This window comes from Kribbella speibonae (genome assembly GCF_004331375.1).
In the GTDB taxonomy this organism is placed as follows: Bacteria; Actinomycetota; Actinomycetes; order Propionibacteriales; family Kribbellaceae; genus Kribbella; species Kribbella sindirgiensis.
In genome coordinates this window covers 234,380-246,718 of sequence record NZ_SJKC01000005.1, presented here as the reverse complement: position 1 = coordinate 246,718, position 12,339 = coordinate 234,380, and the positions used below count along the sequence as shown (strand labels likewise).

Sequence of the window (12,339 nt, the reverse complement as noted above, 5' to 3'; positions counted from 1 at the left end):
CTGAACATGTACGTGATCGCGCACCTCAGTGACCCGCATCTCGACGGCTCCGAGGAGGCGCGGTCGCGGCTCCGGAAGATCACGTCGTACGTGCGTGAGTCGTCGGTCGACGTCGTCCTGGTCAGCGGCGATCTCGCCGACCACGGGCTGCCGGCCGAGTACGACGAGCTCGCCGGCGAACTGTCCTTCGACGTACCGGTGCTCGTGCTTCCCGGCAACCACGACGTCAGTACGCCGCTGCGGGCCGGGCTCGACTCCTTCGTGACGTCGGACGGTGATGCGCACCCGGTGCACCAGGTGCATGAGGTCGGCGCCGCGCGCTTCGTGCTCGTCGACACCACCGTTCCCGGCGCGGACCACGGTCTGCTGTCGGCGGAGTCGCTGGCCTGGCTCGACGGCGTACTGCGGGAGCCGTTCGACGGGCCGGTGTTCGTCGCGATGCATCACCCGCCACTCGACCTGCACCACCCCGTCATGGACCAGTGGAAACTCGAGGACCGCGAACCGCTGGCCCAGGTCCTCACCGGCAAACCCATCACGGCCATCCTCACCGGCCACGTCCACAACGCCATCGTCACGAACTTCGCCGGCCACCCCGTCCTAGGAGCCCCCGGCATCCGCTCCACCGTCCCCCTCCCCTTCGAACCCACCACCGACTCGGTAGTAGACCCCCAGGCCCACCCCGGCCTCGCCTTCCACGCCCACGCCCCCAACGAACCCCTCCAAACCATCTACAGATACCCCCGCTGACCGTTAACGAAGGCGTCCTTACCCGCGATGTACGCCTGGCGATCGTCGGGAAACCTGCGGGCCAGGTCAGCCTTCAGCGCGGCGTACTCGTCCCGCACCTGATCATCCGCCCGCAGCCGATCGCGGAACCCCACCCACTCCCGCCACCGCCGCCCACCGTGAGCCACCACGTGAAGATTGGCCACCCGCCGCCGCGGCGCATCCTCCCACCCGAACATCAGATTGAGCCCGTCGTCATCCTCGGCAGCACCTCGATAGATGAAGCCGAGCCCCTCCAGCGCTTCGACGACGGCGGCCTCAGCCGCGTTCGGTGCAAGGCCGACCGCGATGTCGAGGATTGGTTTCGCGGGCAGGCCGGGTACGGCGGTCGAGCCGATGTGCTCCACCGCAATCGCCAGGTCGCCGAGCGCAGCCCGGAGCGTCGGTGCCAGCCGCTCGTACGCCGCCTGCCAGGAAGAAGTACTCGGGACCAGACGCACTTCGCCGCGCGCCAGGCCGAGTCCCGAACCAGCGAGGGCATCTTCCACAGCAAGAACCGTAGTTGGCCGCGTGAGCAAGAGTCGCGCACGTGCCGGATGTTCGACGCCTCCGGCCGGGCACGAGCCGGGCATGCACCGCCTCGAACGTCGCCGGCTCCCGGGGCGGATCAGGGGCGACGGAGGCGATCACTCAAGCCAAGGACTTTGCCGGCAGCAAGTCCAGGCCGGCCTGAGGCCACGCATCCGCACGAACAGCCCGCACGTCGTACAGCACGATCTGCACCATGACGCGCCGGAAGGAGCGCATGCACTCGACCGAGCAGCCGGCGCACCGGGAGGTGGCTTGCAAATTGGCTCATCACAGGCCCGCAGCGGTACCTCGGTCAGCCGGCGACCATTCGCATCGGAGCCACTGAGCGGCGGCTTGCGCCGACACCGGATGCGTGCCGGTGTGGTCGACCACGAACCGGAACCCGTGCGGGCTGACCCAGTCGACTGCTCCAGAGGGCAGACGCCGGCTCCGCCACCCACCGAACGTCTTGGCACGGTGATGGATCCGGGTCAACGGTATGAGGTTGTCCGTGCCGGTCTGCCCGGCTTGGCCTGCCTGTCTGGGTGGCCCGGTGCGGTCGTACGGCGTGATGTGGTCCTGATCCATCCGCCTGGTGGCCTCGGCCCCGCCGTACGGGAACATGTCGACCGGATGCCTCAGCCGCACCCGCTCACGAATCCGCTCCGGGATCTCGTAACCATGCACGCTGACCTGATCCTGCAGATCAATCACCGGCTTCACGACCACCTGGCCATGCCCCAGCAACTCACCCAACTGACTAGCCAACAACGGCCCCAGCTCTTCAACCCGCAGCACACCGTCCCCGGTCGCCAGCGTCCGATCAGTCAGATGCACATACAACGTATGCCGCTCCCCCCGCCCACTCCCCGCCCCCAGCCCGTTGATGTAGGCATCCCGCCGAATCGCGGCAAGCCGACCCGCCAACGACCCCGCCAAAGCCAACCGCGTGAACGCATCCCCGGCACCTCCACCATCAGAGGGCCCGCAATCCGCACCGTCCGAGGGCACAGACATCCATTGGGCACGCGGCCGCTGAGGGCCACTCGGCTCGGCGTCGGAGGCCCCCGAGCCGTCCGACCGAGCGCTGCGCGACTGGGCGGGGACCGGCTCGGCGACCGGCTCGGTGGCGGGCTCGGTGGCGGGCGGCTCGGAGGTGGGCGGCTCGGAGGTGGGCGGCTCGGAGGTGGGCGGCTCGGAGGTGGGCGGCTCGGAGGTCGACGGTTGAGGGCTGGCCTGCTCGGGGTGGGTGGGTTGGGTGCGGGCGAGGTGGCGGGCTACTTCGAGGAGGTGGTGGGCGGCGGTGGGGTCGGCGATCCAGCCGAGGGCTTTGGCGCGGCGCTGGTTGAGGTCGTCGGGGTCACCGAGGGTTTTCAGCGCGCGGGCGAGGCCGTCGATGCTGGCGTCGAAACGGATCACGTCACCGGCGGCGGCGCGGACCCAGATCTGCTTGGTGCCATGGTCGTCCGACGGGGCGACGAACACGCCGCGGGTGCGGGCTGCCGCTTCGGCCTGGGCTTTCGCGGCCTCGGGGTCGGCCTCCCAGACCGCCGCCTTGACGATCCGCTCCAGCGCGCCAGCCGTCACGGTGTTCACGATCCCGACCACCCGCCGGTCCACGATCGCGGCCGCCTCCTGCGACAACCCCAAACAGGCGTGCGCGACCTTGCGGGCCCGCCACGGCACCGCGTTCCCGGCCAGCACCGCGGCCCAGATCCTGGGCAGCCGGTGCCGCAACGCGAGCGCCTCGCCCATCAGCGCCGCGGCGGCACCCGAGGACATACCCAGCACCGCACCGAACTCGATCGGCGCGAACTCCGCCACACCGGGACAGCCGTCACCGCCGTACACCCGGAGCTGTTCGTAACCCGGCAGCCACTGATAGCCCTCGACGACCGCATGCCGGTCGGCGTAGGCCAGCGCGATCTCCAGGACGCGGACCGCGGCACGGGTCTGGATCTGGTCGTACTCCGACGCCGCGGCCAGCAGGTCCGCGGTGCCGAGCGCTTCCAGATCTTCTTCGAACATGTGTTTGATTGTATATCGCGAGCTGATCTCGATCAAGTCGAGGCTTGCCCGGAAATCCCTACCTGTAAAGGGTTTCAGTCTCCGTGGAGCGTACTGTCCGGTGCATGGATGAGCTGGCACTGCGGGTGGTTGGGTGGGTGGAGTCGGAGTTGCGGGAGCGGGCGGACGCGCCGCGGCAGGGGGATGAAGGGGCGCCGGATGCTTGGGTGGTTTTCGACGGGTCCGTGCGGGATGCGCTCGCTGACGTTGCGGCCGGTGATGAGGTGATTCTCGTCAGCTGGTTCGATCGGGCGGATCGGGACGTGCAGAAGGTGCATCCGCGCGGAGACCAGGCGCGCCCGCCGACAGGGGTGTTCAGCACGCGGTCCCCCGACCGGCCCAATCCGCTCGGGCTGCATCGGGTGACGGTGCTCGCGGTGGATGGTCTCCGGGTTCGGGTCAGCAATCTGGAAGCTCTCGACGGGACGCCGATCGTCGACGTCAAGCCGGTACTAGGTGACGTCGCCGACCGTTGACTCGTACCGGGCGGCCATCGCTGTCGCGCGTTTGTGGAGGGCGGTGCGTAGGGACTGGGGGTCGAGGGCTTCGGCGTTGGGGCCGAGTTGCCAGAGGGACCATTCGGCGTGCCAGGCGTCTTGGAAGGTGAGCTCCAGGCGGAGCCAGCCGTCGGGGTCGGGGGTTTCGGCACGTACGGCGACGGCTGCGTTCAGGAGGTCTTCGCGGCGCGCTGGGCTGACGCGGACGTGCACGGTGAGGTGGCCGTCGGAGAGGAACTGGGCGGAACGGTCGCGCCAGATGCGGTCGAGGTCGACCTGGTTCGGGCGCTCGGCCGGTTCAGGGAGTTCCTCAGCGGCCTGCATTCGCGAGAGGCGGTAGGTGCGGTCCTCGCCGGACCGTCGAGCCAGCAAGTAGCCGCGGTCGCGGACGGTCACCAGGCCGATCGGGTCGACCGTTCGCCACTGCGGTTTCTGGCCAGTGGCGGCGTACAGGACGCGGAGTTTGTGGCCGGCGAGTACCGCGCGGCGGACCTCGAGCATCGTGGCGTCCGAGACTTCCTTGGTGATGAGCCGGCGGGACAGCAGGTCGGTCTCGGGGTCGACGAGGATTCGCTGGGCCGCTGCGCTCGCCGTGGTCCGATGGGTCTCCGGGAGCGCGTCGACCACCTTGCGCATGGCCGAGGCGAGCGCCGAACTGAGGCCGAAAACCTGCTCACCGCGCGCCGAGCCGGCAGTCAGCAACGCCAGCGCCTCGTCGTGATTCAGCCCGGTGAGCTCGGTCCGGAACCCAGGCAGCAACGCGAACCCGCCATGCCGCCCACGCTCGGCATAAACCGGTACGCCGGCCGCCGACAGCGCCTCGATGTCGCGCAGAACGGTCCGCGTCGACACCTCCAGCTCCGCGGCCAGCACATCCGCCGTGAGCTGTCCCCGCTGACGCAGCAGCAACACCAGCGACACCAACCGGTCCGCACGCACCCGAAAAGAATACGTGACGAAGGGTGTCGTGATTTCTTGGAAAGCTCGCCGCCATGACGATCGAACGAACCGCAGTCAACCCGGTCCCCTGGTCACAAGCACTCGGCTTCAACCAGGGCGAGCTGGTCACCGGACAGACCCGAACCCTCTACTGCTCCGGCCAGACCGCGATGGACGCCGACGGCAAACCCCAGCACGACGGCGACCTGCCCGCACAACTCGAGCTAAGCCTCGCCAACCTGGAAGCAGTACTCACCGAGGCCGGTATGTCGCTCACGAACCTCGTCCGCCTCAACGTCTACACGACAGACGTCGACCAGCTCTTCCCGCACTACGGCGTACTGGCAGGCCGCCTCGCCACCGCAGGAGCAGCACCCACGACCACGATGCTCGGCGTCACCCGCCTGGCCATCCCCGGCCAACTCGTAGAACTAGAGGCAACCGCCGTCGCCTGACCGAGTTGGGGAGGGTTTGCAGGAACCCCTCCCCATCCGGCTAGAAGTTGATCATGTGGCCTTCGAGGCCGTGGAAGGCTTCCTGGAGGGCTTCGCTCAGGGTGGGGTGGGCGTGGACGTTGCGGGCCAGTTCCTTGGTGGTCAGGTCCCACTTCTGGGCCAGGGTCAGCTCGGGCAGCAGCTCGGTGACCTCGGGGCCGATCAGATGCGCGCCGAGAAGTTCGCCGTACTTGCTGTCGCTGATCACCTTGACGAAACCGGTCGGGTCGCCGAGGCCGTGCGCCTTGCCGTTCGCGGTGAACGGGAACTTGGCGACCTTCACGTCGTGGCCGAGCTTCTTGGCCTCTTCCTCGGTGTACCCGAAGCTGGCGATCTGCGGCTGGCAGAACGTCGCCCGCGGGATCATCGCGTAGTCGAGCTCCATCGTCTCGTGACCCGCGATCGTCTCGGCCGCGATCACGCCCATCGCCTCGGCCGCGTGCGCGAGCATCAGCTTCGCGGTCACGTCGCCGATCGCGAAGATGTTCGGCACGTTCGTCCGGCAGAACCCGTCGACGCCGATCGCGCCGCGCTCGGTGAGCTGGACGCCGATCTTGTCCAGGCCGTAGCCGTCGACGCGCGGCTGGAAGCCGATCGCCTGCATGACCTTGTCGGCCTCGATGGTCTTCTGTACGCCGTCCTTGCCGGTCACGGTCACCTTGACCGAGGCGCCGGAGTCGTCGATCGAGTCGACGCGGGTGGACGTCAGGACGTCGACGCCGAGCTTCTTGTACGCCCGCGCCAGCTCCTTGGAGACCTCCGGGTCCTCCAGCGGGACCATCCGGTCGAGGAACTCGACGATCGTCACCTTGACGCCGTAGTTCGCCAGCACGTACGCGAACTCGACGCCGATCGCACCGGCGCCGGCGATCACGATCGACCCGGGCAGGTCCTCGGTGAGGATCTGCTCCTCGTAGGTCACGACGCGCTCGCTGAGCTGCGTCCCCGGCAGCAGCTTGGTGGTCGCGCCGGTCGCCACGATGCAGGAGCCGAACGTGACGGTCTCCGACGAGCCGTCGTTCAGCGTCACGTCCAGGGTGTTGGCGTCGGTGAACGAGCCCCAGCCGTCGAACTCGGTGATGTTGTTCTTCTTCATCAGGAAGTGGACGCCCTTGACCCGGCCGTCCGCGACCTTCCGGCTGCGCTGCACAGCGGTCGGGAAGTCGAAGGTCACCTCGCCGCTGATACCGAAGGTCTTCGCCTCCGTCCGGAAGATGTGCGACAGCTCGGCGTTCCGCAGCAGCGCCTTGGACGGGATACAGCCCACGTTCAGGCAGACACCGCCCCAGTACTTCTTCTCGATGATGGCGGTCTTGAGCCCGAGCTGGGCGGCGCGGATCGCCGCGACGTACCCACCCGGACCAGCGCCGAGGACAACAACGTCAAAGTGCGAGGCCATGGTGTGAACTTTAGCCGGGGTTCCGTAAGGACCGTACGCCGCCTACGCTGGGCTGGCGCGTGAGGCGCCGTACGGACGAATGCGGCATGGGGGACGGATGGATCTGGGCAGACGCCGTGGGCTGCGGCTGGCGGCAATCGGCACGCTGCTGGCGGCGGTTGCCGTGCCTGCGTACGCCGATCCCTCGCCGTCCGCGACCGAGCCGCCGCCGGCCTCCGTCACCGACGTGAACCGCTCGCTCGAGCAGCTCCAGGCCGAGGCCGCCGCCGTTCAGGCCGACTTCGCCAAGGCGACCATCGCCTACACGAAGGCGCTGAAGGAGGCCCAGGCCGCCGAGTCAGCCGCGAAGAAGGCGGAAGCCAGCGCGACCGCCTCGAAGGGTCTGTCCGACGAGGAGCGCCGCCGGCTCGGCGTGATCACCGCGCAGGCCTACCAGCTGGGCATCCCGACCGTCATGGGCACCGAGTCGATGCTGTGGTCGCTCGCCCCGATCGCGGAGAACCTCCAGGAGATCGCCGACCGGCAGACCGCGATCACGCAGCTCGGCAGCACCCAGGTCTCGCAGTACAACAAGGCCATGGCCGCCGAGGCCGAGTCCAACCGGCTCAAGGCCGACGCGACCACCAAGCGCGCCGCCGCGAACGATGCAGCTGCCAAGGCCCAGGAGCTCAGCAATCAGGTCCAGCACAAGGCCGCCAGCGCAGCCGCGGCGATGGCTGACCAGACCGCCGATCTCGACGTCGCCTCCGCACTCTCGAAGCAGCTCCAACTGGCGCGCAACCAGCAGGCCCTCGCACGCTGGCAGACGTACCTGACCGAGCTCGCGGCCACGAAGGTCACTCCCCCGGCAGCCGCCGTACTCAAGAACCCGGCTGCGCTGCCGACCGGCCTGACGCCTCTGACCCGCCGTGGTGCGGCGGTCCCCGGTGTGGCGTCGGTCTCCGTCGCGGGTCGCACCGTGCGGGTCATGTCGGCCGAGACGATCCGGGCAGTCAATCGGGCCTTCAGCATGGTCGGCAAGCCGTACGGCGTCGCCGCGACCGGCCCCGACACGTACGGCTGTCTCGGAGCGGCCCGCGTCGCCTGGCAGCCGTACACCACCCTCCCGAACCTGGTCGGCAAGGTCTACCCGGGCTACCAGGCCGTCCCGAACGCGCAGATCCAGCCCGGCGATCTGCTCGTCATGGGCAGCAAGTCCCTCGGCCTCGTCCACATCGGTATCGCGCTCGACAACGGCGAGATGATCGCCGCCGACGAGTCGAAGGGCTCGGTGGTCGTCACGACGGTCCCCGACAACCTGTACACCGCGCTCCGCCCGACGCTCGGCGCCCCGGTCAAGCCCCAGGTCGCGCCGGTGTCCACGTCCGAGGCGGTCGCCTTCCGGTGCGGTAACACGGCCACGTCGTACGACGTCGGCTCGGGCTCCTGGACCTGGCCGCTGCCGGACGGGACCTACGAGATCGGTACGCCGTTCGGTCAGTCGGGATCCATGTGGGCGACCGGATCCCACACCGGCCAGGACTTCCCGGCCGCGATCGGTACGACGGTCCGCGCGGTGACCTCGGGCGTCGTCCGCGTCGAGCACCCCGCTTGGGCCGGCAACCTGGTCCGGATCGACCACGGAAACGGCCTGGAGACGCTCTACGCCCACCTGAGCCGGGTCGACGTCACCGACGGACAGCAGGTGACCGCGGGGCAGCAGATCGGTGCTGTCGGCACCGAAGGCAACTCGACCGGACCACACCTGCACTTCGAGGTCCGCCTCGGCGGCGACCCGGTCAACCCGATGCCGTTCCTCGCCACCGGGTCCGCGAGCACCGGGTGGGGCGGCTACAGCAACGGCATGATCCCGTCCGGCAAGCTGTGCGCGATCGGGTCCGGCCACATGCTCAGGTGCGACGCCGCCGCGGCGTACCTGAAGCTGGCCGCCGCGTACCGCGGCCAGTTCGGTAAGTCACTGTGCATCACCGACTCCTATCGTTCGTACGCGTCCCAGGTCAGCCTGTACCAGCGCAAGCCGTCCCTGGCCGCGCTGCCGGGCACGTCCAACCACGGCTGGGGCGTCGCGGTGGACCTCTGCGGCGGCGTCGACAAGTACGGCACCACGCAGTACCAGTGGATGAAGTCGCACGCATCGGCGTACGGCTGGCTGCACCCGGCCTGGGCGGACCAGGGCGGTAACCGGGAAGAGCCGTGGCATTGGGAGTTCGGCAACCCGGCTGCTGCCTAGTCGCCCGGTACGCTGGGTCCGTGGCCGAGAAACAGAGTCCCGACCGCACCGATCACAACATCACGCTCGACGCGGCGGACGACCGGTGGGAATGGCGGAGGCGGATTCGCGAGAATCCCAAGAAGTTGCTGTTCTACCGGATCGGCGTGGGCGTTCTCGGTGGAATCCTGATCATCGCCGCGCCGCTCACCGGCTGGCTGCCGGGGCCGGGCGGGATCCCGTTGTTCATCGCGGGTCTGGCCGTGCTGGCGAGCGAGTTCGAGTGGGCCCAGCGGCTGCTGTACCGGGTCAAGGACTGGGTGAAGGCACTCACCGCCTGGACCGGTAAGCAGCCCGCCTGGCTGAAGGCGCTCGGGACACTCGCGCTGTTCCTCTGCGTACTCGTCGCGATCTGGCTGTACATGGCCGTGCTGGGCGTGCCGGGCTGGCTGCCCGACTCCTGGGAGTCATTCCTCTACAAGCTGCCCCTGCTGCCCTGAGTAGTCGGGGAGTTCGACGAGTTCGCTCATGTTCTGCGCCAGCTTGAGCATCTGCTTGAGGAAGAACGGCCGGTCGAGGATCTTGTTCCGTGCCGTGATCCCGAACCGGGTCGCCGGCGCCATGAACTGACCCGAGCGGCTGCCGTCCTGGGTCTTCGACACGGCCTTGCGCATCCGCTCCTCGTACCGGTCGAACGCGGTCCGCAGGTCGCCCTGCGCCAACTCCCCCGCCAGTACGTAGGCGCCGACCACCGCCGTACCGGTGCCTAGTGCACCGAACGTCGCGCCGTACCCCGCGTCGCCGAGCAGCACGATCCGGTCGGTCGACCAGCGCTTCACGTGGACGCGGCTGATCGAGTCGAAGTACAGCTCCGTTGCCGCGGGCAACCCGGCCAGCAGCTCCGGGACGTGCCAGCCGAGGCCGCTGAACTGCTCCCGCAGGATCGCCTTCTGCTGGTCCAGGTCCCGCCGGTTGTACTCCAGCTTCGGCGACTTGAACACGAACAGCGTCCCCGCCAGCGCCGGATCGCGACGGTCCGCGCCGACGCTCGCGAGCTTGCCGGGCACGTTGTACATCAGCGCGTCGCCGGTGATCCCCAGCGTGTTCGGCACCTCCCAGCCGCCCACGTAGTAGTCGAGGTGCCGCTCGACGACCTGGTCCGCCGGCCACGCCAGCCGCCGTACGACGGAATGCATCCCGTCCGCGCCGATCACGAGGTCGTACGTCTCCTCGACACCGCTCTCGAACCGCACGTCCACGCCGTCCGCGTGCTCCCGCAGAGCCGCGATCGAGTCGCCGAAGCGGTACGTCGCCTGCTCTCGGCTGTGCTCGTACAACACCCGCGACAGGTCTGCCCGCAGTACCTCCAGCTCCCCGCCGGCGAACTCGGCGGGCAGCCGCATCAGCCGGCGCCCGGACTCGTCGACGAACCGCATCGCACTCCCACCGGTCTGGAGCGACCGCAGGTCGTCGAGCACGCCCATCCGCCGCAGGACGGTCTTGAACACCTCCCCGCGGAAGTCCACCGCGTACCCGCCCTTCCTGAGCGCGGGCGCGATCTCGACCACTGTCACGTCGTGTCCCGCACGGCCCAGCCAGAGCGCCACCGAGGGGCCCGCCACGCTCGCACCCGAAACCAGAACCTTCATCATCGCCTCCGTCGAGTAACTGTGTCTGCCGGACACAGTAATGTGTATGGTAGACACAGTTCAAGTCGAGAGGGAAGGACCGCGATGACCGAACTGCTCTGGGGCAAGGAACCGGCGCGGACGCGCGGCCCGAAGCCGGCGATCACGCTGACCGCCATCGCCGAGGCCGCGATCGCGATCGCGGACGCCGAGGGCCTGGACGCGGTCTCGATGCAACGCATCGCCGGCGAGCTGCCGGTCACGAAGATGGCGCTCTACCGGTACGTCCCCGGCAAGACCGAACTGGTCGCGGTGATGAGCGATCTGGCAATGGGCGGCCCAGCGGACCGTCCCGACCTGCCGTGGCGCGAGGCGCTACACACCTGGGCGATCGACCTGTACGACGGATTCACGCGGCACCCGTGGCTCCTGCAGTCCACCATCGGCCGCCGCCTTCTCGGCCCGAACGAGCTGGCTTGGATGGAGCGCGGCGTCGCGGCACTGACCGGCGCCGGACTGAGCGGCGGCGAGCAACTGGACTCGATCCTGGTGATCACGAGCCACGTCCGGAGCATCGCGCAGCAGTCCACGACCTTCCCCGGGCACACGACCGGCCTGACCGAGGAGGACTGGCAGCGGTCGCTCGGCGAAATCCTCGCCACCGAGGCCGGCCGGTTCCCGCACCTGACCACCGCGATGCGCACCTCGGCAGGCAGCGAGAACCAGGGTCTGGAGTTCGGCCTGGCGCGGATCCTGGACGGCCTGGAGCTGCTGATCAGTGACCGGACGGGCTGAGCCGGCTTCCATTGAAACGTTGCCGATAGACCGAAGCGGACAGCCCGTAGTGGGACTTGAATCGGCGGGCGAAGTAGTTCTGGTCGGGCCAGCCGACCGACTCTCCGATCCGGTTGATCGGCAGGTCGGTGTGCAGCAGCCGGTCGGCCGCGAGTTCGACGCGGTGCCGCGACAGGTACGCCATCGGCGGCATCCCGGTCACCGACTTGAACAGGCGGACGAGGTACCCGGGCGCGAGGTGCAGTTCGCCCGCGAGATCGGTCAGCGTCCAGCGCCGGGCCGGGTCGGCCTCCATCATTCGCATCGCGTCGACGACGGCCGGGTGGGTGTATTCGCCGCGTTCCTCGGTATCCGCCACGGTGCGCGCGACGCAACTCAGGTACAACGACAGCCACCCGATCAGCTCGCCGCGATGCCGGCTCAGCGGCTGGTTCCGTAGCCGGCGCAATCCGTCGAGGTGACCGACGGCCTCGTGCACGGTCGCCGGATCGAGATGGGTGGCGATCATGCCGCGGCGCTGCGCCGAGAACGGTCCGGTCCACAACAGGTAACCCAGCAAGGGATCCTCGCGCGCCCACGCGAGCTCGCGCCGGACCAGGTCGGCGGAGAAACAGCAGTTGTAGACCTCGAGCCCATCGCAGTCGACGTACTCGTGCCAGACCCCCGGCCGGAGCAGGATCGCATCGCCGGCCCGGAGCCGCTGACGCCCGGCGAGGCTGTGGTGGACGCCTTCACCGCCTGTGACGAGCAAGAGCTCGAAGAAGCTGTGCGTGTGCAGCGGATGCGACTTTTCGTGCAGGTGTGTACCCGCGTGCACCACCGTCCCTTCGACGAAGTGCAAGACGGTTCCACGGGTCCTCACCGGCTCGTCGGCCATAGGTCACGATATGGGCCGAAGTGCAGATCGTGCTAGATCGAGTGCACATCGGGCTAGTGACTCGCGACTGCCGGTCGCAGGATCGGGGAACAGGCGAAACGTCCTCGCCGGTCCATCAGCCAAAGATCGAGCGTT

12 protein-coding genes are annotated in these 12,339 nt (G+C 68.7%); 6 read left to right on the top strand and 6 right to left on the bottom strand.

What is annotated here, in order from left to right:
* Positions 1 to 6: 6 nt before the first annotated feature.
* The gene (locus tag E0H92_RS32385) at positions 7 to 750 is read left to right on the top strand and encodes a metallophosphoesterase (protein WP_131498927.1); all 744 of its coding nucleotides are present in this window, start codon (positions 7 to 9) and stop codon (positions 748 to 750) included.
* Here E0H92_RS32385 and E0H92_RS32380 read toward each other — a convergent pair.
* The gene (locus E0H92_RS32380) at positions 732 to 1,277 is read right to left on the bottom strand and encodes a GrpB family protein (protein WP_165550130.1); all 546 of its coding nucleotides are present in this window, start codon (positions 1,275 to 1,277) and stop codon (positions 732 to 734) included. The two genes, E0H92_RS32385 and E0H92_RS32380, sit on opposite strands and share 19 nt — an antisense overlap.
* A gap of 310 nt (positions 1,278 to 1,587) precedes the next feature.
* Positions 1,588 to 3,327 (bottom strand): HNH endonuclease signature motif containing protein, encoded by a 1,740-nt coding sequence (locus E0H92_RS32375; protein ID WP_131498925.1) that lies wholly within the window; start codon positions 3,325 to 3,327, stop codon positions 1,588 to 1,590.
* A 104-nt stretch (positions 3,328 to 3,431) separates the two neighbouring features.
* On the opposite strand from E0H92_RS32375, the gene tsaA reads away from it, so the two are divergent.
* Positions 3,432 to 3,842 carry a tRNA (N6-threonylcarbamoyladenosine(37)-N6)-methyltransferase TrmO gene (tsaA, locus tag E0H92_RS32370; protein WP_131461515.1) on the top strand — a complete coding sequence of 137 codons (411 nt, stop codon included), beginning with the start codon at positions 3,432 to 3,434 and terminating at the stop codon, positions 3,840 to 3,842.
* Here the strand turns inward: tsaA and E0H92_RS32365 are convergent.
* On the bottom strand, positions 3,819 to 4,802 hold the full coding sequence (locus tag E0H92_RS32365) for a helix-turn-helix transcriptional regulator (protein WP_131498924.1): 984 nt from the start codon (positions 4,800 to 4,802) through the stop codon (positions 3,819 to 3,821). The two genes, tsaA and E0H92_RS32365, sit on opposite strands and share 24 nt — an antisense overlap.
* A 59-nt stretch (positions 4,803 to 4,861) precedes the next feature.
* Here E0H92_RS32365 and E0H92_RS32360 point away from each other — a divergent pair, with 59 nt between their 5' ends.
* Complete coding sequence (locus tag E0H92_RS32360) at positions 4,862 to 5,257, top strand: RidA family protein (protein WP_131499188.1); 396 nt, start codon at positions 4,862 to 4,864, stop codon at positions 5,255 to 5,257.
* 40 nt (positions 5,258 to 5,297) lie between these two features.
* On the opposite strand, the gene lpdA is transcribed toward E0H92_RS32360, so the two are convergent.
* Positions 5,298 to 6,695: a dihydrolipoyl dehydrogenase gene (lpdA, locus tag E0H92_RS32355; RefSeq protein ID WP_131296241.1), complete on the bottom strand. Its 1,398-nt coding sequence runs from the start codon at positions 6,693 to 6,695 to the stop codon at positions 5,298 to 5,300.
* A gap of 97 nt (positions 6,696 to 6,792) precedes the next feature.
* On the opposite strand from lpdA, the gene E0H92_RS32350 reads away from it, so the two are divergent.
* Together E0H92_RS32350 and E0H92_RS32345 are read left to right on the top strand one after the other, a co-directional pair.
* On the top strand, positions 6,793 to 8,925 hold the full coding sequence (locus tag E0H92_RS32350; protein ID WP_131498923.1) for a peptidoglycan DD-metalloendopeptidase family protein: 2,133 nt from the start codon (positions 6,793 to 6,795) through the stop codon (positions 8,923 to 8,925).
* A gap of 20 nt (positions 8,926 to 8,945) precedes the next feature.
* On the top strand, positions 8,946 to 9,404 hold the full coding sequence (locus E0H92_RS32345) for a PGPGW domain-containing protein (protein ID WP_238152638.1): 459 nt from the start codon (positions 8,946 to 8,948) through the stop codon (positions 9,402 to 9,404).
* On the opposite strand, the gene E0H92_RS32340 is transcribed toward E0H92_RS32345, so the two are convergent.
* On the bottom strand, positions 9,372 to 10,553 hold the full coding sequence (locus E0H92_RS32340) for an FAD-dependent monooxygenase (protein ID WP_131498922.1): 1,182 nt from the start codon (positions 10,551 to 10,553) through the stop codon (positions 9,372 to 9,374). The genes E0H92_RS32345 and E0H92_RS32340 overlap by 33 nt on opposite strands.
* 84 nt (positions 10,554 to 10,637) lie before the next feature.
* Here E0H92_RS32340 and E0H92_RS32335 point away from each other — a divergent pair, with 84 nt between their 5' ends.
* Entirely contained in the window at positions 10,638 to 11,327 is a 690-nt protein-coding gene (locus E0H92_RS32335) for a TetR/AcrR family transcriptional regulator C-terminal domain-containing protein (protein WP_131498921.1), read from the top strand.
* Here E0H92_RS32335 and E0H92_RS32330 read toward each other — a convergent pair.
* A complete protein-coding gene (locus tag E0H92_RS32330) occupies positions 11,308 to 12,168 on the bottom strand; it encodes a helix-turn-helix transcriptional regulator (protein WP_238173691.1) in 861 nt (286 codons plus the stop codon). The two genes, E0H92_RS32335 and E0H92_RS32330, sit on opposite strands and share 20 nt — an antisense overlap.
* Positions 12,169 to 12,339: the final 171 nt, after the last annotated feature.

Bases quoted from the DNA above. Each gene is read 5' to 3' on its own strand.
- lpdA (WP_131296241.1), bottom strand. From the start codon at position 6,695: ATGGCCTCGCACTTTGACGTTGTTGTCCTCGGCGCTGGTCCGGGTGGG.
- E0H92_RS32350 (WP_131498923.1), top strand. From the start codon at position 6,793: ATGGATCTGGGCAGACGCCGTGGGCTGCGGCTGGCGGCAATCGGCACG.
- E0H92_RS32340 (WP_131498922.1), bottom strand. From the start codon at position 10,553: ATGAAGGTTCTGGTTTCGGGTGCGAGCGTGGCGGGCCCCTCGGTGGCG.
- E0H92_RS32335 (WP_131498921.1), top strand. From the start codon at position 10,638: ATGACCGAACTGCTCTGGGGCAAGGAACCGGCGCGGACGCGCGGCCCG.
- tsaA (WP_131461515.1), top strand. From the start codon at position 3,432: ATGGATGAGCTGGCACTGCGGGTGGTTGGGTGGGTGGAGTCGGAGTTG.
- E0H92_RS32385 (WP_131498927.1), top strand. From the start codon at position 7: ATGTACGTGATCGCGCACCTCAGTGACCCGCATCTCGACGGCTCCGAG.
- E0H92_RS32375 (WP_131498925.1), bottom strand. From the start codon at position 3,327: ATGTTCGAAGAAGATCTGGAAGCGCTCGGCACCGCGGACCTGCTGGCC.